Genomic DNA, 22,777 nt, shown 5'->3' with positions numbered 1-22,777 from the left:
CCTTTCGGCTGGTTTTTTCTGGCTGGCAAAATCGGTGCTTGGCGCGGTGGATGGCAATGCTAATAAGAACGCTCCATCGCAGATCAGGAGAGCCCCTTTGGACACGAACACGCGTATTTTCCGGACCATTGCGGGGGAGATTTCCGCACAATCACAGCAAGTGGCCGCGGCAGTGAATTTGTTGGATGAGGGCGCGACGGTTCCGTTTGTGGCGCGCTATCGGAAAGAGGTGACTGGCGGGCTGGATGACACGCAGTTGCGCACCTTGGCGGAGCGTTTAGCCTATTTGCGAGAGTTGGAGGCCCGTCGGGAAACTGTGGCGGCATCCATTTCTGAGCAAGGCAAGATGACGGATGATCTGGCAAAAGCCATTGTTGGCGCGGAAACCAAGGCGGCCTTGGAAGACATTTACCTGCCCTACAAGCCGAAACGCCGTACCAAAGCGATGATCGCGCGGGAAAATGGGCTGGAACCATTGGCACAAGCCATTCTGGCGGATCGCTCTGCCGCGCCTGAAACTCTGGCATCGGCTTACCTTTCAGAAAATGTGGCCGACACCAAAGCTGCTTTGGATGGTGCGCGTGACATTGTTGCGGAAGGTTTGACTGAGAACGCCAAGCTGTTGGGGGAGTTGCGGGGCTTCCTTCAAAAAGAGGCGATTGTGGCGGCCAAAGTCATTGCCGGACAGGAACAATCGGGCGCCAAGTTTTCTGATTATTTTGAGCATTCTGAACTGTGGTCCAAGGTGCCAAGCCACCGTGCATTGGCGATGATGCGCGCTTCAAAGGAAGGCGTGATCACGCTGGATATCGGGCCAGACCCCGAGGGCGGTAAGGAACGTGCGGAGACAATGGTTGCGAGCTATCTTGAAACACGCAGCGACGCACCTGGTGATATTTGGTTGCGAAAGGTAGCGGGCTGGACGTGGCGCGTGAAGTTGAGCTTGACGATGACCGTGGATTTAATGGGCGAGCTGCGTGCACGGGCACAGGAAGAGGCCATTCAAGTTTTTACCCGCAACCTCAAAGATTTGCTTTTGGCCGCTCCTGCGGGTGCAAAGGCGACCTTGGGTTTGGACCCGGGCATTCGTACTGGGGTGAAGGCGGCCGTGGTCGACAGTACTGGGAAGCTATTGGAGACGGCGACGCTCTACCCGTTTCAGCCCAAAAATGATATCCGGGGGGCTGAGGCAGCCATTTTGGCGCTGATTGCGAAGCACAACGTAGAACTTGTGGCGATTGGCAATGGCACCGCGAGTCGGGAGACCGAGAAACTCGTAGGAGAAACCCTCAAGCTCCTGCCGAAAGGCGTGAAGGCACCAACCAAGGTTGTTGTGAGTGAGGCGGGGGCTTCGGTGTATTCCGCATCTGAGATGGCGGCGCGCGAGTTCCCGAATTTGGATGTGTCGTTGCGCGGGGCTGTGTCTATTGCGCGGCGCTTGCAGGACCCGTTGGCGGAGCTGGTGAAAATCGAGCCAAAATCAATTGGCGTGGGGCAATACCAACACGATGTGGATCAGCATCGACTGGGGAAATCGCTTGAAGCCGTTGTTGAAGACGCAGTGAACGCCGTGGGGGTGGACCTAAATATGGCGTCGGCACCTTTGTTGGCACATGTGTCAGGGCTGGGGCCTGGGTTGGCCGAAGCCGTTGTTGCGCATCGCGACGCCAATGGTGCGTTTGGTACGCGCAAAGATCTTCTGAAGGTTGCCCGCCTGGGGCCTGTGGCGTTTGAGCAATGTGCTGGGTTCTTGCGCATTGCAGATGGGGAAGAACCGTTGGATGCAAGCTCGGTTCACCCAGAAGCCTATGATGTTGCTCGCAAGATCGTCTTGGCCTGCGGACGGGATGTGCGCAGTCTGATGGGGGATGATACGGCGCTAAAGCGAATGCGGGCGGAAGATTTTGTTGATGACAGGTTTGGCTTGCCAACTGTTCGCGACATTCTAACTGAACTTGAAAAACCTGGTCGTGATCCGCGGCCAACTTTTAAAACCGCTACGTTTACAGACGGGGTTGAAGAAATTTCGGACCTCAAGCCGGGTATGTCTCTAGAAGGCACTGTGACCAATGTTGCGGCCTTTGGTGCGTTTGTCGATGTGGGTGTGCATCAGGATGGTTTGGTGCATGTGAGCCAGTTGGCTGACCGCTTTGTGAAAGACCCACATGAGGTGGTGAAAGCCGGGGATGTGGTGCAGGTGACCGTTGTTGAGGTTGATGTGCCGCGAAAGCGGATTGGCCTGTCAATGCGCAAGGATGGTGGAGCAAGTGCGAAAGAAGATCGCAACGCGCGCGCGGGCTTTGGCAGCAAAGGGCCGAGGGGTAAGTCTCCACTCGGCGGCGGGCACTCTTCCGCCAAGCCCAAGCAGGGTGGTAAAACCGACGCAGGCAATGGCGCACTGGGTGCAGCGCTGCTGGACGCGATGCGAAAGAAGTAAATCGACGTGTCTTGATTACGCCTCCGAGGTTGGTTGCCTCGGGGGTGAATTACGCCAACAAAGTGCCCATGTGTTGCATCGCCAAGGCATATCCGTTGACGCCAAATCCGGCTATCACGCCGTCCGCACGGGCGGAGACATAACTATGATGGCGGAAGGCTTCGCGTTTGTGGATGTTGGAGATATGCACCTCTAGTACTGGTCCCTCAAAGGTGTTGAGAGCGTCAAGGATTGCCACGGATGTGTGACTGTAGGCGGCCGGATTGATGATAATGCCGGCAGCATTTTCTCGAGCGTCGTGGATCATCTCCACCAGTTCGCCTTCGTGGTTGGATTGCAAGAGTTTGACCGAAAGCCCTGGGCGTTTGCCGGCCTCGGCGCAATTCGTCTCCACATCGGCCAAGGTGTCATGGCCATAGATTTCGGGCTCACGCTTGCCCAAAAGATTCAGGTTGGGGCCATTCAGGATGTAAATCATTTTGCTCATTGCAGAAGCTCGCTTTGCCTTTGGTTCAGGAGTAGCCGGGAAATTGGCGCAAGAGCAAGGCTTAGGACTTTAGGTCTCTCAGGATGACGTTTGTCTGTGCCGAACTTACCGCAGGCAGGGTAAAGAGGAAGTCCTCGAGGAACCGGTTGTAAGCCTCAATATCGGTGCAGCGCACGCGCATGTGGTAGTCTGCTGCGCCAGTTGTCGCGAAACACATTCGAATTTCTTCGCGGGCGGTGACCGCTTCGATGAACCGTTTCAGATTGGCCGGGTCATGGCGTGTGAGTTGAACATGAACTATCGCGTGGAACGCGAGGCCGAGCTTTTCTGGCCGTAAGCGCGCGCCATAGCCTGCGATGAGCCCCGCATCCTCAAAGGCACGGATCCGGCGCCAACAGGCGGAGGTCGACATGCCCACTTCGCTGGCCAATTCCGCGTTGGACATGCGGCAATCTTTTTCCAGTAAGGCGAGCAACTTTCGATCTCTTGAATCGAGGTTCATGGCATGGTGATCCAATTTCGTACGGGTTTATGGTTTTGTGAACCATTACTACCTCGGAACCATGGTGATTTGGAACGGCAAACCAGCAACTTCGTGAGATCATTTCAGAATCTAGGAGGAGCGCGCGAACAATGACCAAAGCCAGCCACAATTTTGAAAGTTATGCCCTGTCAGATCGCTATGATCGTACGGAAGGCAGGGTGTTCCTGACCGGTACGCAGGCGCTGGTACGGATCATGTTTGATCAAGCGCGACGCGACCGAAACGCTGGGCTGAACACAGGGGGCTTTGTGTCCGGCTATCGAGGGTCTCCTCTTGGGGCGTTGGACTTGGAGTTCTGGCGCGAGCGGGATCGGGTGAAAGATCAGAACATCACCTTTATGCCCGCAGTGAATGAAGACCTTGGCGCTACAGCGGTATTGGGGGCACAGCAAGCAACGCTGGACCCTGATTGCGACGTCGAGGGACTGTTTTCCATGTGGTATGGCAAAGGGCCGGGCGTGGACCGGTCCGGAGATGCCTTAAAACACGGCAACGCATATGGTTCCTCCCCCAAAGGCGGTGTGCTGGTAGTGGCGGGCGATGACCACGGATGTGTCAGTTCCTCGATGCCGCACCAATCGGATGTGGCGTTTATGTCCTGGTTCATGCCGACGCTAAATCCGGCAAGTGTTGATGAGTATCAGGCTTTTGGTGAATACGGCATTGCGCTATCGCGTTTCTCGGGCACTTGGGTTGGGTTCAAGGCGATTTCTGAAACGGTGGAATCCGGGCGGTCTGTGGAATTGGTCCCGGACCGAGCGTTTGTGACGCCAGAATTTGACATGCCCGCGGGCGGTCTTCATGTGCGCCCCAGCGATCTGCCCAGCCCGGAAATCGAAACCCGCATTGAACATAAATTGAATGCCGTGGAGGCTTTTGTTGAAGCCAATCCAATTGATCAGCGCGTCTATGACATTCCGGAGGCTACATTTGGTTTTGTGACCACCGGTAAGGGGCATCTGGACCTCATGGAGGCCCTGCGCCTTTTGGGGCTCGATGAGGCGACGTGTCGGCGACTGGGCATTGACGTCTACAAGGTGGGTATGGTGTGGCCATTGGCGCGCCGAGACGCGTTGGCCTTTGTGCGCGGCAAAACAGAAGTGCTGGTCGTAGAAGAGAAGCGTGGCATTATTGAGAGCCAGTTCAAAGAGTACTTCTATGACTGGCCGGGTGATAAGCCGGAGAAGATGGTTGGCAAACACCGGGCCGCAGGCGATCCGCTGTTGCCTTGGACTGGGGAATTGTCTCCAAAAGTTCTGGTTCCGGTGGTTGCAGAACGGTTGGCACGTTTGTTCCCCGAGGAAGGTCTGCTTGAGAAGGCAAAGGCGCTTACCGAAGAGCAGCCGCCTGTGCTAAATGTTTCCGGAGCGAACCGAACACCGTATTTCTGTTCCGGTTGTCCGCATAATACTTCCACCAAATTGCCTGATGGGTCTAAAGCAATGAGTGGCATTGGCTGTCACGTGATGGCCAGCTGGATGAACCGGGATACCGGGGGGTACGCCCAGATGGGTGGAGAAGGCGTGCCTGTGGCTGTTGCGCAAAAGTACAATGGTAACAAGCATATCTTCCAAAACCTGGGTGAAGGGACTTGGTATCACTCCGGTTCGCTTGCAATCCGCCAAGCGGTGGCCGCAAAGGCCAATATCACCTACAAAGTTCTGTTCAATGACGCGGTGGCAATGACCGGTGGGCAGCCTGTAGACGGTCCTGTTTCGGTGCACGGCATCGCTTGGAATGCGCGCGCCGAGGGTGTGGCGCGGATCGCCTTGGTCAGTGACGACATTTCCAAATTTTCCAAAGGAGATTTCCCGCCGGACACATCTTTCCATGACCGCAAAGACATGGATCCGGTGCAGCGCGAACTGCGAGACGTCGAAGGTGTGACGCTGCTGATTTACGAGCAGACCTGTGCGACGGAAAAACGTCGCCGTCGCAAGCGTGGCACCATGGAAGATCCGGATACTTTTGCCTTTATCAACGATTTGGTTTGTGAAGGTTGTGGGGACTGCTCAAAAGCGTCCAATTGCCTGAGCGTGGAGCCGGTGGAGACCGAATTTGGCCGGAAGCGCAAGATCAACCTCTCGACATGTAACAAAGATTTCTCTTGTGTTGATGGATTTTGTCCAAGCTTCGTGACGGTGACCGGGGCCAAGCGACGTCGGAAGGATGGTGCAGAGGTTGACGTGACTGCGTTGTTGACCAAGGTGCCGACACCTGCGGTGCCGGCGTTGGACAAGCCTTTTGATTTGCTGGTGACTGGCGTGGGAGGCACTGGGGTTGTGACCGTTGGGGCCTTGATCACAATGGCTGCGCATTTGGAGGGGTTGGGGAGTTCGGTGCTGGACTTCACCGGTTTCGCGCAGAAATTTGGCACGGTGCTGAGCTACATCCGTCTAGGGACCAGCCCGGCAGCTGTGAACCAGGTGCGCATTGAAAGCGGCGCCGCGGATGCGGTGATTGGTTGTGACGTGGTGGTAAGTTCTGCGCCCAAGGCCAGCGTGCACTATCGCAAGGGTGCACAGGTTGTGCTGAATACGGCGGAAATGCCAACGGGTGATCTGGTGCTCAATCGCGATGCAGACCTAAAGGTTGGCTTGCGCGAGCAGGTTATTCGCAAGGCGGTTGGCGCAGATAATGTACGCGCTCTCAACGCGAACAAGATGGCAGAAAAGCTCATGGGGGATAGCGTGTTTGCCAATGTGATGATGCTTGGATTTGCCTACCAGCGTGGGCTGGTGCCAGTGAGTGAAGTCGCTCTAAAACAGGCGATCCTTCTTAACGGCGTTGCTGTGGAGAAAAACGCCAAAGCGTTTGATATCGGGCGGGTGCTTGCGCATGATCCGGAGGCGATATCGCTGGCGACGCCCTATGCTACGGAAGCCTCAGAATCTGTGATCGCAAAGCGGTCCGCTTTCCTGACTGACTATCAAAGCGCGTCTTATGCGGCACGGTTTGAGGATCGCATGACGGCGCTGGCACAGGTGTTGCCAGAAGAGCTGCTGGTCGAGGCTGCAAAGTCTCTGTTCAAACTCATGGCCTATAAAGATGAGTATGAGGTTGCACGTCTTCAATTGGATGCTGGTTTTGCCGCGCGTTTGAAGGCGGAGTTCGAGGGCGACTTTAAGGTGAATTACCACATGGCGCCGCCAATTTTGCCCCTTGGGCGTGATTCACAAGGCCGCCCAAAGAAGATCAAGCTGGGGCCATGGATGCGCCCGGTGCTCGGGGTGCTGGCGAAGGCGCGTGTTTTGCGTGGCTCGGTCGCGGACCCGTTTAGGTTTAGTGCGGATCGTAAATTGGATCGTGACCTGCTGGAGTGGTTTGAAAGTGTTCTTGATTTGGTTGAGAGGGGTTACTGCAAAAAGGACCATGAGACCTGTTGGGCGCTTTTGACTGCACCAAAAGACATCCGTGGATATGGCGTGGTTCGTGAGGAGGCCGCAGATATAGCGCGCAAGAGTGCAATGATGTTGGAAGCGATGTTGTCGGCAAAACACTAACGCTCGCCCTGTTCGAAGGCGGTTTTAGGCAAAAAGAGTGCGGCGGGCCCAAAGGGCCCGCCGCACTCTTTTGTAACGAGGCATTTGAGGCAAAAGAAAAGCCCGGATGGCGATCCATCCGGGCTTTGGAATTCTTGGTGGCGGTACAGGGACTTGAACCCCGGACACGCGGATTATGATAGCGAGGACAAATAATGATATCAGATAGTTATTCGATTGTGTGTAGTTGAGTGTGTAACTATCGAGTGCTCTGTAAGGTATTGTAATTGTTGGGTAATATCTTGTCAGCTTTCGCCAGAAACATCAAAATCAGACGACTTTACCAATTCAGAAGCGAAGAGCAGGCGGTGAGCCAGGAAATGGCACTTTATCGTTCATTTTCAATGCGATACCCTCGAATTTGCTTGACATTGTCGCTGGCTTTGGTATAATAGCGATGTCGCTTAAAAATGAATATTATTGTTTCTAAGTGACAGGCAGCAGAGCTGTAAGTGTCAGTACATCTAAGAGATCTAAGAGTATGTGACAGTGCGCAGCACTGTGCATCGAAGGTGCACTGAGAGATCTTCTAAACCCCTTGTTCAGGTTTGAGCGGAGCGTGCCTTGTTTTGGCGTTGGCGCATGAAGTCTTGGGGTTTGTTAAGTCGGTCGCGTATTCTCAATCATGCTCGAAATCTAGGGGCGCTGCCTGTATCCGGAATGGCAAAATATCGGCCAGCCCCAAATCGGTTTGTGGAATGGTAGCTGGTGAGGCTCAAGAATGCGTCAGTTTCCTTGCCGCTATTTCTGGTACCGTGGGTTCGATTTGAGCAAAATGTAGATCATTATAAAATAAAACTTGACAATCGAGGAGGATTACCTCTAAAAAGAGGGCGCTTCCTGTATTAAGAAGGAAGCGCTCAGACATGTAGCGCATGTCTGTATACAGCATTTTGCAAGACATCGTTGAAAGCGCACGCATGTAGTACGTGTGTGATTGTTCGCTAGCAAGCAGCAGATTGTAGTGCTGTGTTTTCGCTGTGTCTGAAAATCTAATCCCCAAATTAAATCAGCTCGAGTTGCAGAGTTTTTCTGCGCTTGCGAAATCAAAAAGGTCAAAACAATGAGCACAATTTCAAAACTTTTTAATGGATCTTCTGTCAGCAATTTTGCGAACAAGTACTCGGTCATGCATGGTCCGAAGATGAGTAATTTTGTTCCGAAATTCAATGTCTTAGACGGTCGAAAGCATCTCGTCGCGCACTATGCGTCAGAAACAAGCACGCTCACGATCAATATTGTCGATGCCGATCTGACAGATTGTTTGAAAGCAAATGATGAAATGATGTCCAACCACATTTGGACTAACTTGACTCATATCGGGTCGTTCGAAGCAGACGAAGAAGCTGCGAGCATGATAACAGATTTTCTGCATGCTTACGAAGAAGAGTTCTACACTTGTGAATTTTCAGAGGACTTTGAGCATTTAACTTTTTGCTATGACGGAGTTCGACGCTCGATTGCAAGAAAAGTGTCTTCAAGAGTCAAGTTTGAAGAGTGGTCAGAAATCGGGTCTGTTCTCGCTAACGTCATAGAAGATAATCATAAATTCTATGAATCTGCTGGGTGCACGTCATTTAGACATGAAGATATTACCGTTCACTAAGTGTGCTTTGCGCACCTCAAGTATTGAGGTGCGCAAGTCGAGCGCTCTCGGAGCACTGGATGAACCTGATTATGGAAACTAAGTTCCATAATCAAATCGAGCAACCCACTGCATTTATTGAGTAGTTTTCAGAGACCACTATGCAGCCCGGAGGCACCTGTTAGAATCTTGCATGTAATCGCAATTTCATAATGGGTCCGACATGGCACAAGGCAAACAAGCGAAAGTTCTCACGAACGCTCAAGTTCAGGCGGTGCTTCGGCACCTTGAGACGCGGCGCAATGCAGATCGAAACAAAGTCATTTTTCTGCTGACCGTCAAAGCCGGGCTAAGAGCGAAAGAAGTCGCGGGCTTACGCTGGTCGTCTGTCATGAACGCAGACGGCGACATTGCAGGTCATATCGAGCTGACCGATCGAACAAGCAAAGGTCGCAGTGGTCGCATCATTCCAATGAACCGGGATCTGAGAAAGGCGCTTGAAGCGTGGATGACTGTCTGTGCATCAAAGCGTGTCAGACGTGACGCACCACCGCTGCCTGAGCGCTCTATCATCAGCACCGAGCGGAGCGACAGTACTCCCGCACAGGTCATCGTGAACATGTTTCAGCACTGGTATCGAGATCTAGGCTTTATCGGTGCTAGCAGCCACAGTGGGCGACGGACGTTCATCACCAATGCCGCGAAGAAAGTCGTTCAAGCGGGCGGGTCACTACGAGATGTTCAAGAGCTGGCAGGGCATTCAAGCTTGTCCATGACTCAGCGCTACATCGAAGGTGACACGGACGCGAAGAAGCGGCTAGTGCAGATGATTTGATGGCATAGCCGGAAATGACGTTTCTGCCGTTTGCAGTGCTTCTGGCGTTATCGCTTTGTCTTCTTCGACAAATGTCCGGCAGCATCCATTGCCATGTGGTGCCGGATCTGCCGCGTCTGGTGCCTGTGAGCGTCGATCAAAGCTCTGAGAGCAGCGTTGATCGCGTCTAGCTGCGTGTGGACATCGTCTCTGCGTTGGTTGTCATCTAGCGCTGCCTGAGCTTGCTTGAACGACTTTTCGGCTTTGGTGCCTGCCGCAGCTGACTTCGCCGCAAGAGCGGCAATGGTACCACTTCTCAAGACGCGTTCGTCGAGCTGTTCAGGCTCGGCCATCAGTTCTTTGAATGTCTTCATGCTGGCACTCCTCGTTAAATGTCGGTGATGTAAAATGAAATCGGGCCGTCGTAGTCATCTGACTTTTGCCGGGACTTGAGCGCTTCGCGGTCTACGAACTCGCGGATCATGAATATGAGCTGCGCGCTCATCGGCAGATTCAGTGACCGACAGGTGTGCTCAAAGTCCTGCTTGAGATCAGGTGGGACGCGGAAGTTCATTGGTGTGGTCTTTGATGTCATGTGTAACTCTCTGTGTTCATTGTATTTATAAGAGCGTTACAGCGCGTCAGACTTGGGTCAGGCGGGGCGCAATTTTGTTGCGTGGATCGCTGGATAAAGCAAGAATATTCGAAAGAAAAATTCGGTTTTCCGGCGTTTTGACGGTGCCGAGTGTATAAATAGCAGTGAGTTGAGAGTTTGGTTCTCAACGACATTTGATAATCAGCGCAGATAAGCCAGATCGTGGAAGAGTCAGAGGTGCTCGACCTGCCAACCTAAACGAATTCAGACGTGGGTGATCGGGGTTTTCAAAACAACAAGCGTTGGCCGACACGGCGAAGTGAGCGGATTACCCTCGACCCGGCAAGACAGAAGACCGGGGAGTCAAAGCGATAGTCAAGCGTCTACTGGAATGGTTTTCACACGAAGCTTTGAAGAATAGAAATGATCTGTCACGATGCAGGAGATGACACTTAATCGACCTGCCTAGTCGCCGCGAGACTGCTTTTGGATCGTACTCGCCGCTGTGTTTGATCACAGACTAGCCGCCAGTTTGAAGGCATGACGTAAGTTGAGACAGGCTGACCGCCAACTGAGCTGCTGAGCAGCAATCGTCAGATCCGAAATGTTAGTTGAGCCAGACCTGCTCAATTTGCGCTTCTCCTCCTCGGAAGGAGAAGTGTGTCTAGAGACCACTTAAAAGAAATATGATTTAATCAACATTATTAGTATCTTATCTTATCCGATAGATCAAAAAAACTGAGATCAACAGCGACAACGGAGCTGTTGGTCGCTTCGCGGCACTATGACCAATGAGATCATCTAAGCGCCTAATCACTCGCTGCGCTCGTGACGGCAAGCCGAGACCAGATTGAATAACAGTAGATGCCCAATCTGACATTCTAGATCTTCAATTCTTATCCAGTCCAATCAATCTGGTCTCCAGATAGAGCATCATGGTTCTTTGCCGCCATTACTATGTTTAGATGCCTGATTTTCTCACATCCAATCCAGCTTGCTGGCCGTGTGTGAGATTGCAATTGAAAGTGCCTCGCCGTGCTTGAAGCCATGCCGCCTTTCGGAACGGAAGAGACTCCTCGGAAATTTACGGGAAACGCCAATGATGACGTAAGAACCAATCCATTCGCGCTGTTTCTGTGGCACTGGTTTCTTTTGCCAGACACTCAAGTTCTTCTTTCACGGTGCTTGCCCAATCGACTTCTTTTGCGAAATCCTTTCCGCGGTGCCTGTCAGAGAGTGCGCTGAGACACTCGCCTGCACTATTGAACTTACCGGCGGTCAGTTGTTTGAATATTGCTTCGCTGAATTTTTTGGCGTCAAGTTCATGAAGTATTTCAACGGAATAGTAGTCAGCACGCCCACTTTGGCCCGAAAACTCGCGGCCAAAGGCCTCAATATCCGATTGAACCAGTTTTAGAAGGCGCTCCGCTTCCATCGATACCGTATCGTCGTAGGCCTTCTTCTGATGTTGTCTCATGCGTTCTACAATTTGCGCTGCTACATTTGACTCGATGTCGAACGCATAGCCTCCATAGGAGAATGTTCCATTATCAGAGCTCCATCCAAAGCCCTTCCCGTATGCAGCCGCTGGAATTCTCTTGTTGGCAGCGAGAGCGTCGATCTGGCCTTCGATCTCTTTCAATAGCTTATCAATGTCACCGCCAGACGCTTCTTCTATTGAAAGAAGATCATGTGCAACATGGATGTATGGTCCGGGCTCAATTTCATCGGCCTTCAGAACGAACGTGTGAGCCTCGTTGTAGGTATTTTCAAGGTCGGCCTTAGACATCCGCCGCCATTTAACGAAGCGGTGCCATAGGGCTTTTTGCTTTTCCCCTGAAAATTGTCCTGTGCTGCGAAGGGCTTGATTTATTTCATCTGGCGCTTCGTAGCCTACTCCAATCAGGGAACGTCCCAATTCAATTGGGAAGACACTTCCGCTGCCCGCCCAGATTTCGGCGTGGGGGTGGTTTTCGGCGCAAAGGTAAAGTGGGTGGCACTCGCCCTCGTCTTTCGGTTTCAATACCTTGCGATGGTTGCCTCGTTCTGCCAAGTCGCTGATTTGCAGCTCACCGACCGTGACAGCCATGGATAAAGCCAAGTAGGTCCTGACAAGTATGAGCATAGCCGTAGTGGAGTTCCGTATGTCTTCATCAAGAACGTCTATAACCCGCCCGCAGTCGTGCACACATTGACGTAAGACCCGTAAGTTGCTGTGCTTGGCGTCTTCGAACACTTCGAGCACGAGGCCTGAATTAGCTGTAAGCCACACACGACCGTGGCCATCTGGCATTGCCTCGACTAACGCTGGTAGAGCCGACGCTGCCTCTGCAACCAGATGTACGGTTCGACCGATAACTTTTTCTTTTCGGTTCAAGAATTTTTGCAGTTTTTGATTTTCGTCGTCTCCACCAATCCGTTCTTGGCAAGCGCACAGGACAACATTCTTTTTCTTATGCTCGACGAATTCGTTAATTGCTCCTAAGATCTCGCCCGGTTCTAGCTCACACCGTTCAACGTCATCAAAAATCAAAAGCCTTGGCAGATTGTTAACCATCTGGTTTTCAACGGAATCTTGGATTAGTGATCCGACGTTTCCAACTTTCGCCAACTTGCCGAAGGTGTTTCCGATAGATCCGGCAGCCTCGATCAGCTTTGTAGCATCAGACTCCGCGAGAAGTGCCCGCCGAAAATCTTTGAGGTTGGACACTCCATTCAGTGTCACGTATCTGGCTCCACCTGACTTCAGTTCGGCAGCAAATTGCTCTCGAATGAGATGGGTTTTGCCGGCTCCCCAAGGCGCTTCTATCATGAACGCGTAGCCCGGATTTTGCAGTTTCGCGAACTCTTTCAGTGCTTTGATCGCTGCTGAGTTTTGATCCATCTTCGACTCAACTCCATCTATGCGTGCGAAGGATATTGGCGGGGATGCGTCAAGGCAAGGAAGCTGCCTGAGAATTGCAAAAGAGTGGTAATCTTAGAGGCAGGAAAAGTGCCGTGTACGGAAGTGGTCCTGGCGTGGGCTTCGCATTGATGTGAGTTAGATATAGTCTGAAGTTTCGTGGCGCTTGGTGCTAGCGTCCCAGAGGCGCTGTGCCGCTCTCTGAGCGCGCCTTAGCGTCCAGCGCGTCGTTCTCGCTCAGATACACGTTGTCGCTCTCCAGCAGCGGTCCACGCAGTGCCGCGTGCATGCTGCCTACTGTCGCTTCGATCTGTCCCAAGCTGTTGATCGATTTCGCGACAACAAAGACTTCAGTCAGTTCGGCATTTTGATCGGGAAATTGTGACATGGCATCTTGCTAGCAGGAGGTCGAGGCCAGTCAACGGTCGGGGTTGAGGCGATGATTTCTGTCGGTGCGCAGTGCAATGAGTGACTGCTCCCAGCCCAAACCAGACATTGGTTGAGGCGTCCGATTAGACAGTTCAGCTGCGTCGCAGGCCTTGCCGTCTTTGGTGTCGGCATATTTGCGGAAATAGGTTGGGTGCTAACCTCGCCCCAACAGGTTAGGCTATCCAGAGCAACAGTTGGATTGGAGTTTCGCCCCATTTTTCGTAAGTGACCTGGATATCTATTATTACGCCGCGTGAGGTCCGCCGGTGGCCAACCTCATAGGCTCTAAAGAGGGCTGGGACATTTTTTGTAACTTTTACAACGGGCATTAGCTCCACTCCAATATTTCATGGCCAAAAGCAGCCACGAATTGGACCATACGCAGTTGAAAGCGTTTGTGCGGCAAATCAGGATGGGACGGCTGGTTTGCGAAAATTGTTAGGCTGCCTCTTGGCGGCCCAATTACCACCCTTGCCTGCAGCCAGCCCTGATCGGAGATTGCAGCCCTACACCTTGTAACGGATGCAACATTTTTGCAGAACCCGCACGAAGCAGGCTCAAAATCGAGAAAGCAGCCATTGGTGCGCAGAAAAATGATCCAAACCGGAAAAGGAACTGAACCAATATCGCGGTTATTGGATTTGGGACAGTTTCGTTCGCAATCGGTGTATCTCGTCTAGGCTACACAAGCACCAAGTCGTTTCCAAGTTGAGCTATGGTCACTCCTTCCACGGTAAGCATGTCGCCTCCGCCAAAATCGAACACCACATCTGATCCGGATTGCGTTGCGAAATCAAAGGCATCCTGCCCCTTGCTGAACCTGAAGTTATCCAGTTGTATTTCATCAACGTTGTTCTCAAAATCCTTGATTGTATCGTGATCTTCACCTCTGTCGAAATGGAACACATCCGCTCCGTCGCCGCCATAAAGACGGTCATCCCCTTTGCCGCCGTCAAACCGGTCGTTTCCGTCGCCGCCGAACAACTTGTCATCGCCTGAACGACCATACAACTTGTCGTTTCCGCCATAGGCTTTCAAAGTGTTGGCACCGGATGTCCCAAGCATTTTGTCGGCACCGGTTTTGGACCCGGATGCGCTTTCGAAGTTCTTGATCGTGTCGTTTTCCGCCCAAGAACCGGATACCTTGTCAACTTCCAAGTCAATGGTGATGCCACCAGTGCTGGCATAATAGCTGATGTAGTCTTTCCCGGCTCCACCGTCGAAATACTCCTTGCCGCCGCCTGCTTGAACGTAATCATTGCCGTCGCCGAGATAGACTTTGTCGGCTCCCTTCCCAGCGTAAACCTTGTCGTCGCCGCCATAGGTTCTGACCGTATTTGCACCTGATGTGCCATAGATTTTGTCGCCGCCGGTTTTCGAACCGGAGATGCTTTCAAACCCTTTGATGGTGTCGTTTGACGCCCAAGACCCCGAGGCGGTGTTCTTCTCCAAATTCACGGTCACACCGTATGAGCTTTTGTAGTAGGAAATGTAGTCTTTCCCGGCTCCACCGTCGAAAGACTCCTTGCCACCGCCCGCTTGAACGTAATCATTGCCGTCGCCGAGATAGACTTTGTCGGCTCCCTTCCCAGCGTAAACCTTGTCGTCGCCGCCATAGGTTCTGACCGTATTTGCACCTGATGTGCCATAGATTTTGTCGCCGCCGGTTTTCGAACCGGAGATGCTTTCAAACCCTTTGATGGTGTCGTTTGACGCCCAAGACCCCGAGGCGGTGTTTTTCTCCAAGTTCACGGTCACACCATTTGAGCTTTTGTAGTAGGAAATGTAGTCTTTCCCGGCTCCACCGTCGAAAGACTCCTTGCCACCGCCCGCTTGAACGTAATCATTGCCGTCGCCGAGAGAAACTATGTCAGCACCTTTGCCGGCATAAACCTTGTCATTACCTGCAAGAGCTTGGATCAAGTCATCGCCCGATGTTCCCCGGAGTGTGTCATTTCCTATTGAACCGAAGATGCGATTGTGGAGAGATGACAGCTCATCGCCGAAAATACGCCAGCCAAAATCGAGTGTCAACGCCAAGCGGGCGTCTGCGGACGCTGCGGAAAAGGTCAGGCCTTTTGCACCAAGCCTAATATTTTGCTGTACGCCGGCACCATTAACAGCTTGATCATACCACCCATTTAAGGTTGCGTCATAATTCGCTGTGGAAAGGCCAGATCCATCGAGCATATATTTCATGCTTACTACATTTTGAATTTCGAACCCAGCGAGGCTTTGATCAAACGAGCTTGCCTGTTCAAACATTCTATCCATAATGGTAACAGAGGATGTATCCCACCCACCAACGTCTTGGTTAAAGGCCACTGCGTCACCAAACATGACCCCCATATTGGTTACCGACGACGTGTCCCACCCACCAATGTCTTGATTAAAGGCCACGGCGCCGTAAAACATGCCGTCCATATAGGTTACCGACGACGTGTCCCACCCACCAATATCCTGATTAAAGGCCACCGCGTCGCTGAACATCCCGGAGAAATTGGTTGCCGACGACGTGTCCCACCCACCAATGTCTTGGTTAAAGGCCTCTGCATGGGCAAACATACCCCACATATCGGTAACCGACGACGTGTCCCACCCACCAATGTCTTGGTTAAAGGCCCATGCGCCGGCAAACATGTTCTCCATATTGGATACCGACGATGTGTCCCACCCACCAATGTCTTGATCAAAGACAATGGCGTAGTAAAATATGTACCCCATATTGATGACCGACGAAGTGTCCCACCCACCAATGTTTTGATTAAAAGAAGTCGCGTTAAAGAACATTTCGTACATGTTGGTCACGGACGAAGTGTTCCAGCTCCCAATGTCCTGATTAAAGTTCTCTGCGACTGCAAATGTACCGCTCATAGTCGTCACCAAAGAGGTGTCCCAAGTGGTCAGGTCTTCGGTAATGTTGTTGTTGTTACTAAAATAATTTGTCAGATTTGTAGGGGGAGCTAAGGGCATTTCAAAGACCTACTAAGAATACATTTCGTTTGTGCAGAATGGTTAAGGTGACATTAAACCTTTGCGCAAAAATGCCAACCCGTTTGCTCTCTAGGCGGGAGTGGTTGTAGTCAGGATCAGGGTTGCTCATGTTCCAAATGTTAGTGGTTTGATGCTCGAACGTCTGGTCGCAGCTACGGTTTACGAGGCAGACCCAATGCCTGATTGGCCAACAGAGAAATGTGGCATTGCGCAGCACATGCGGGCAATTGAGAAGCTTGGACGCTGGGGTAGCTATTGGGGTTGTTTAATTGGTGTGAGGTAAGCCCGACGTCAGCTTCGGGGCACGGTAATGTAGCACCTATGAAGGTAGCGATTGGCTGATCTGATCCAAGAGCGTAACTTTGCAAAGGTCGCAACCTGCGCTTCGCTGCCACTAAACGCGCCGCAGAGTGTAACCTCAGTCGCGCTGAGCGCTATGCCCCATCCCCCATAGTCTGCAGGTTCTCCACCTGCTCAGCACTCAGTTCCATGTTCTTGAGGTAGAAGCGCTCAAGCTGCTCAACGCTCGTGCCCGCATTCTTCGCCAGCCAGTAGATGTTTACTTTACCCCCAGAGTTCCGGAGCCGAGATTGCAGTGCAAAGTGTCGAAGCGAATATGGTGCACGCGGGTTTCCGTTTGAATCGTATTTCAGCCCAGCTTCATTCAGGACGTAATTGAAAATCCGTCGCGCTGTGCTGACTGCTGTGCCTCGGTTCTCGTACTCGGGCATAAAAACATACGCGTCGGGATCAGGCGTCGTAAGACCTACGTCTGGTGAGCCTGGATCAGGTTTCCCGAGAATCATGCATGTGCTGTTGTACAGCAGCAAAGCAAACGACAGTGTGGCTGCCCTGCGATAGCCAGTCTTGCCGCCGTGAACCTCTATCACGAGGTGCCGGGGATCGGTTCTAACCTCGACATCACAATGCCGCAGACCGAACAGCTCTTTTTCTGTCGGTCGTAGAAAGCTGTGCACGACAAACGTAAACAAGTGGGCGTGGTGGTGCGTCATCTTAACGCCGCGTACAATGTCACCACGCGTCGCGCATTCGCGGGCAACGGTCATGAGCTTGCGGTACTCTTTCTCTGAGAACGTCACACGCGGCTTGTCGACAGTCTTGAGCTTCGGCGCTTCTGGTATCTTGTCGATCATGCCGTCTTCAAATGCCAGCCGAAGCACCTGACGCACCATCATGCATTGCTTGGCCTTAGTAGAGTTCGCAAGCGGGGCAGGGCGTCGAGAATCTAGATGCACAAGAAAGTCACGCATGGTGCCTGATGTGATTTTGGAAACATCCATCTTGCCGAAGTAAGAAATCAGCCCGTCACCTTCGCGATACAAGATCTTGCGCCCGTCTGCATAAGACCGAGCACTACCGTTTTTGCTTTTGTTAATTGCATCAAGCTTGAGCGCGAACGCTTCAAAGCTTCGGTCTTTTATCGGTGCCAGCGTCGGATCAATGTTCTTGCGGTGCGAATCAGCGAACTCGATTGCAGCTTCGATAGCCTCGATCCGACTGGTCTCTTTTGTCGATCGACGTACGTACTTCTTAGAAATCGAGTCCCACAGGCGCACATGCCAGTATGGGCTGCGGCCAGTTTGATAGATCGCGAGGCCTTGTTTGATCTGCTTGAGCTTGGAAACTTGATTCTTAGACACGCGTCTTCGCCTTTTCGGTGCGTAACGGTGTGTAACTTATCTGGCGAGAATCAGGCTGGCAAATCGCCATGCTAACTCTTTGAATTTTAAGGGGTAATGGTGGCGGTACAGGGACTTGAACCCCGGACACGCGGATTATGATTCCGCTGCTCTAACCAACTGAGCTATACCGCCGTAAGTGAAGTGCGATTTAGGCCGTTCCTTGGGTGGGGTCAAGAGAGAAATCGCATCGAATGTGCAGGTTTTTTGTTTCTTGGGACCCCTGTCCAAAATGGGAAAGCTGCGACGGCTGGTTCCAGTCTTTGCTGGTGCAAATGCAACCCTATCAGCGCTTCCAAAAAAGTAAGGCCCCGACAATTGTCGAGGCCTTTCAAAACGAGATCTTAGGGCGTTTAGCCGATGGCGGCTGCTTTCACATCTGCGTCGATGTAGGGCAGGTATTGCTCGAAGTTATCTGCGAACATGCCGACCAGCTTAGCTGCCTGCGCATCATAAGCTTCTTTGTCTGCCCAGGTGCCGCGTGGGTCGAGCAGCGCATCGTCCACGCCTGGTACAGAGACAGGAACCTCAAAGCCAAAGTTGGCATCTTTGCGGAACTCAACGTGGTTCAGGGATCCATCCAGAGCCGCAGTCAGTAGTGCGCGGGTGGCTTTGATTGGCATGCGGGAGCCAGTGCCGTAGGCGCCGCCGGTCCAGCCGGTGTTTACAAGCCAGCAGGTGGTGCCAAACTCAGCGATCTTTTGGCGCAGGAGGGCGCCATAGACTTCCGGGCGACGTGGCATAAATGGCGCGCCAAAGCAGGTGGAGAAGGCTGGTGTCGGCTCGGTCAGGCCGCGCTCAGTACCTGCCATTTTGGCGGTGAAGCCAGACAGGAAATGGTACTCAGCTTGGGCTGGTGTCAAGCGGGCGACGGGAGGCAATACACCAAACGCATCACAGGTGAGCATTATCACATTTTTTGGGTGACCACCAAGGCCGTTGTCCGACGCGTTCGGGATCGAGTCCAGCGGGTACGCGCAGCGCATATTTTCGGTGAGGCTCTTGTCCTCAAAATCGAGTTCTTTGGTTTCTTCATCAAAAACCATGTTCTCGATCACGGTGCCAAACATCTTGGTGGTAGCGTAGATTTCCGGCTCTGCTTCTGGGTTGAGGCCAATCGTCTTGGCATAGCAGCCGCCTTCGAAGTTGAAGGTGCCACGATCGGACCAACCGTGCTCATCGTCACCAATCAGGGTGCGGTTTGGATCAGCGGACAGTGTGGTTTTGCCGGTACCGGACAGGCCAAAGAACACAGCGCTGTCGACGGGGTTGTCTTTGGCATGGTTGGCCGAGCAGTGCATTGGCATGATGCCTTTTTCTGGCAGCAGGTAGTTCAGCAGGCCAAAGACGGACTTTTTATTTTCACCGGCGTACTCTGTGTTGCCGATTAGGATCATCTTTTTTTCGATGTTCACAGCAATCACGGTCTCGGTACGGCATCCGTGCTTGGCGGGATCGGCCTTAAAGCTCGGGCAGTTGATAATGGTGTAGTCCGCCACAAAGCCATCCAGTGCCGCCTGATCCGGGCGGCGCAGAAGGTGCCGGATAAACAGGTTGTGCCATGCCAGTTCGTTTACGACGCGCACGTTGATGGCGTGAGACGGGTCAGCACCTGCGGTCAGGTCCTGAACGAAGTAGTCACGGCCTTTCATGTGCTCCAGCATATCAGCATGCAGGCGATCAAAGGCGTCAGATTCCATCGGGGCATTGTTTTCCCACCAGATGGTGTCTTCGGTCATTGAGGTCCGGACAGTGAACTTGTCTTTTGGAGAGCGACCGGTGAATTCGCCGGTGCTGACCAAAAAGGCGCCGCCGTTGCCCAGAGTACCCTCGCCACGCTTCAGCGCGGACTCAATGAGGGCAGGCTCCATAAAGTTGTAATAGACATTTCCCAGACCTTCGATCCCTTGATCTTGCAGGCGGAATTGCGGGTTTACCCGTCCAAATGTCATTATCTTACTCCTGTAGCCGCGTGTCCTGTTGCGGCGGTCCTTGAAAGTCCTCAGGGCGAAATATTCTTGCGCGTCAAAGCACCCCGAAGTGCGACAAGGGCCTCATAACATGCCAAATATTGATAAGAACAGGACGCTTTGGCGCAGTTAGCGCAACCAAATGCAGGTTAGCGCAATCAAGCGTTCCGATCGGAAAGTGCGCGTCGTGATTGTCGCCAAAAGTGAGACAATTTAGCCATTGCTCAAGGAATTTCGAGCTAAATAGGTCGAGTTGGTTACCCGAATCGCACTTTAGCGTTGATTGCCACAGCCTGAATTGCGCATAATGCCGCAAAAAATAGACATAATAAGAGCAGCAATAAGGACCGATCCCATGTCGAAAATTGCCCTTGTGGATGACGACAGGAATATCCTGACGTCGGTTTCTATCACCCTTGAGGCAGAGGGGTTTGAAGTCGAGACTTACAATGACGGTCAGCAGGCGCTGGACGCATTTAATAAAAAGCTTCCTGACATGGCTGTCTTGGATATCAAAATGCCACGGATGGACGGCATGGATCTACTTCAGCGTTTGCGGCAGAAGACCAGTATGCCTGTGATTTTCCTAACTTCCAAAGACGACGAAATCGACGAAGTGCTTGGGTTGCGTATGGGGGCAGACGACTACGTCAAAAAGCCGTTCAGCCAACGCTTACTTGTCGAGCGTATTCGCGCATTGCTGCGCCGCCAAGAAGCCGTCGATGGTGAGATCGTCGGGGATACCGAAGATACAAAGATTATGGAACGCGGTGATCTGACCATGGATCCGCTGCGCCACTCTGTGAGTTGGAGGGGGCAGGATGTGACCTTGACGGTCACCGAGTTCCTCTTGCTTCAAGCGCTTGCCCAGCGTCCAGGTTTTGTAAAAAGCCGGGACCAGCTGATGGACGTGGCTTATGATGATCAGGTTTACGTGGATGACCGGACAATCGACAGCCACATCAAACGTCTTCGTAAAAAGATGCGGACTGTGGATCGGGACTTCTCTGCAATTGAGACGCTCTACGGCATCGGTTATAGATACAACGAAGAGTAACGACGCAAGGCCGGAAGGACCAACGTGCAAGACATGGCCCAAGGGCGGGACGGAGACGTTGTTTTGGGCGATGATTGGGTCGCTCCTGCAGGCAATGTCGAGGAAGAGTTGCAGGGCCGGCGCGAACGTCGCCGGCTTTTGCCTCTTGGTAAGTCCCCATTAACACGTAAAATCATTACCTTTAACATGATCGCGCTGCTGGTGTTGGTCGCAGGTATCCTATTTCTCAACAGTGCGCGGGACAGCTTTGCTGTGCAACGTGCAACGGGCCTTGTCACAGAGGCGCGGCTCATTGCTGGCGCTTTTGAGGCGCAGCTGCCGTCCGGCGCGCCGGCAAATCTGGCGACCAATGATGGCGTGGACGTTGCAGCGACGCTCGAAAAACTACCTTTGCAGGTCGGCACAACGGTGCATGTTTTTGATGCGGCTGCTCAAGCCGCCGGGAAAAAGGAAGGCAAAGCCTCCGCAGAGGCTGCAGAGGTGCTGGCGGAACGTCCAGACGGCGCACCGTTGACATCTGCACTCAATAAGATTTGGAGTTCGATTTCCCGCAAGAGCGGTGGTCAGGACACCGGTGTGGGGCAGTTAAACAACCAGCTGGAAGTCATGGCGCAATCCGCCGTGAATGGCACCGAGGCTTTGGAAACGCTTGTGGCCGCAGATGGCGGTCACGTCTTTGCCATGGCAGTGCCTATCCGGCAGAATGACCGGGTTGTAGGGGCGGTTGTTCTGTCCAGCGCTTCCGGTGAGTTGGACCGGATGGTGAGTTCGGAGCGTGAACGTGTCTTACAGATGTTCCTGATCGCGACTGTGGTATCCGTTGGCCTGTCCATGGTGCTGGCCTCCACCATTTCCAATCCACTTTCAGATCTGGCCGCGGCAGCGGAGCTTGGTCGCGACAGCGACAGCCGCAAAGTGAATCCAGGTCGGGTGCGTATCCCGGATCTGACGGCAAGGCCGGATGAGATTGGACGTTTGTCGGGCGCATTGCGGGGCATGGTGTCGGCTCTTTACGAGCGGATCGACAGCAATGAACAGTTTGCCGCTGACGTCGCACATGAGATTAAGAACCCACTGGCTTCGTTGCGCTCTGCCGTGGGCTCATTGCGCATGGTGAAAAAAGAAGAGCACCGTGAAAAGTTGCTCAATGTTATTGAGCATGACGTTCGTCGATTGGACCGACTTGTCAGCGATATATCCAACGCCTCTCGCTTGGACAGTGAGCTGGTAAAGGAAGAAGAGGAAACCTTTAATCTGCTCGGCATGGTTGGAAATTTGACCCAATACCTAGGGGAAGATGCCAAAGGCAAGGGCATCGATTTTATCACCGATCTGCCTGATGCCGCCATAGATATCACTGGGTTGGAAGCGCGATTGGCACAGGTCTTTGTGAACCTTATCACCAATGCCATTAGCTTTTGCGAAGATGGGGATGCCATTCGGGTTTGGGCGCGCAAGCGTGAGAACCGTGTGCTGGTTGTGGTCGAGGATACCGGGCCAGGCATTCCAGAGCAGGCACTCAACAAGATTTTTAATCGCTTTTACTCCCATCGACCTGAAGCGCAGTTTGGTAACAATTCTGGTTTGGGCTTGGCAATTTCAAAGCAGATTGTTGAAGCTCATGGTGGCGTAATTTGGGCGGAAAACATTCGTCCGACCGACGCTGACGTCACGTCTGAGCCTCTTGGCGCGCGGTTTGTGGTGGGGCTACCGGTGTAACG

Annotated in this window: 15 protein-coding genes and 1 tRNA gene; 6 read left to right on the top strand and 10 right to left on the bottom strand. The window is 52.8% G+C overall.

The window, feature by feature from the left end; genetic code table 11:
* Positions 1 to 97: 97 nt before the first annotated feature.
* Positions 98 to 2,437, top strand: coding sequence for a Tex family protein (locus Q0955_RS19810; protein ID WP_299428299.1), 2,340 nt, complete (start codon positions 98 to 100; stop codon positions 2,435 to 2,437).
* Between the two features lie 49 nt (positions 2,438 to 2,486).
* On the opposite strand, the gene aroQ is transcribed toward Q0955_RS19810, so the two are convergent.
* Together aroQ and Q0955_RS19800 are read right to left on the bottom strand one after the other, a co-directional pair.
* Positions 2,487 to 2,924: a type II 3-dehydroquinate dehydratase gene (aroQ, locus tag Q0955_RS19805; protein ID WP_299428296.1), complete on the bottom strand. Its 438-nt coding sequence runs from the start codon at positions 2,922 to 2,924 to the stop codon at positions 2,487 to 2,489.
* Positions 2,925 to 2,985: 61 nt separating this feature from the next.
* Complete coding sequence (locus tag Q0955_RS19800; RefSeq protein WP_299428281.1) at positions 2,986 to 3,426, bottom strand: Lrp/AsnC family transcriptional regulator; 441 nt, start codon at positions 3,424 to 3,426, stop codon at positions 2,986 to 2,988.
* A 131-nt stretch (positions 3,427 to 3,557) separates the two neighbouring features.
* On the opposite strand from Q0955_RS19800, the gene Q0955_RS19795 reads away from it, so the two are divergent.
* The 3 genes from Q0955_RS19795 to Q0955_RS19785 all read left to right on the top strand — a co-directional run bounded on the left by Q0955_RS19795 (position 3,558) and on the right by Q0955_RS19785 (position 9,430).
* Entirely contained in the window at positions 3,558 to 6,971 is a 3,414-nt protein-coding gene (locus tag Q0955_RS19795) for an indolepyruvate ferredoxin oxidoreductase family protein (RefSeq protein ID WP_299428278.1), read from the top strand.
* A gap of 1,183 nt (positions 6,972 to 8,154) precedes the next feature.
* Complete coding sequence (locus tag Q0955_RS19790; protein WP_299428275.1) at positions 8,155 to 8,616, top strand: hypothetical protein; 462 nt, start codon at positions 8,155 to 8,157, stop codon at positions 8,614 to 8,616.
* Positions 8,617 to 8,818: 202 nt separating this feature from the next.
* Positions 8,819 to 9,430, top strand: coding sequence for a site-specific integrase (locus Q0955_RS19785; protein ID WP_299428272.1), 612 nt, complete (start codon positions 8,819 to 8,821; stop codon positions 9,428 to 9,430).
* Positions 9,431 to 9,477: 47 nt separating this feature from the next.
* Here Q0955_RS19785 and Q0955_RS19780 read toward each other — a convergent pair whose 3' ends face one another.
* The 8 genes from Q0955_RS19780 to Q0955_RS19745 all read right to left on the bottom strand — a co-directional run bounded on the left by Q0955_RS19780 (position 9,478) and on the right by Q0955_RS19745 (position 19,981).
* Positions 9,478 to 9,783, bottom strand: a complete 306-nt coding sequence (locus Q0955_RS19780; RefSeq protein WP_299428269.1) for a hypothetical protein — start codon at positions 9,781 to 9,783, stop codon at positions 9,478 to 9,480.
* A 14-nt stretch (positions 9,784 to 9,797) separates the two neighbouring features.
* A complete protein-coding gene (locus Q0955_RS19775) occupies positions 9,798 to 10,004 on the bottom strand; it encodes a hypothetical protein (RefSeq protein ID WP_299428266.1) in 207 nt (68 codons plus the stop codon).
* A gap of 1,084 nt (positions 10,005 to 11,088) precedes the next feature.
* Complete coding sequence (locus Q0955_RS19770) at positions 11,089 to 12,888, bottom strand: P-loop NTPase fold protein (protein WP_299428263.1); 1,800 nt, start codon at positions 12,886 to 12,888, stop codon at positions 11,089 to 11,091.
* 190 nt (positions 12,889 to 13,078) lie between these two features.
* Entirely contained in the window at positions 13,079 to 13,294 is a 216-nt protein-coding gene (locus tag Q0955_RS19765) for a hypothetical protein (RefSeq protein ID WP_299428260.1), read from the bottom strand.
* A gap of 722 nt (positions 13,295 to 14,016) precedes the next feature.
* Complete coding sequence (locus Q0955_RS19760) at positions 14,017 to 16,308, bottom strand: BspA family leucine-rich repeat surface protein (RefSeq protein WP_299428258.1); 2,292 nt, start codon at positions 16,306 to 16,308, stop codon at positions 14,017 to 14,019.
* A gap of 455 nt (positions 16,309 to 16,763) precedes the next feature.
* Positions 16,764 to 17,990: a phage integrase SAM-like domain-containing protein gene (locus Q0955_RS19755; protein WP_299428255.1), complete on the bottom strand. Its 1,227-nt coding sequence runs from the start codon at positions 17,988 to 17,990 to the stop codon at positions 16,764 to 16,766.
* A gap of 97 nt (positions 17,991 to 18,087) precedes the next feature.
* A tRNA-Met gene (locus Q0955_RS19750) sits at positions 18,088 to 18,164 on the bottom strand.
* 218 nt (positions 18,165 to 18,382) lie between these two features.
* Entirely contained in the window at positions 18,383 to 19,981 is a 1,599-nt protein-coding gene (locus tag Q0955_RS19745) for a phosphoenolpyruvate carboxykinase (protein WP_299428252.1), read from the bottom strand.
* Between the two features lie 373 nt (positions 19,982 to 20,354).
* On the opposite strand from Q0955_RS19745, the gene Q0955_RS19740 reads away from it, so the two are divergent.
* Both Q0955_RS19740 and Q0955_RS19735 read left to right on the top strand, forming a co-directional pair.
* Positions 20,355 to 21,056, top strand: coding sequence for a response regulator transcription factor (locus tag Q0955_RS19740; protein ID WP_299428249.1), 702 nt, complete (start codon positions 20,355 to 20,357; stop codon positions 21,054 to 21,056).
* A 33-nt stretch (positions 21,057 to 21,089) separates the two neighbouring features.
* Positions 21,090 to 22,775, top strand: coding sequence for a sensor N-terminal transmembrane domain-containing protein (locus Q0955_RS19735; protein ID WP_299428415.1), 1,686 nt, complete (start codon positions 21,090 to 21,092; stop codon positions 22,773 to 22,775).
* Positions 22,776 to 22,777: the final 2 nt, after the last annotated feature.

This window comes from uncultured Shimia sp., from assembly GCF_947493595.1.
GTDB lineage: Bacteria > Pseudomonadota > Alphaproteobacteria > Rhodobacterales > Rhodobacteraceae > Shimia.
The sequence above is the reverse complement of the archived record's forward strand: the minus strand, read 5'-3'. Positions and strand labels throughout refer to the sequence as shown.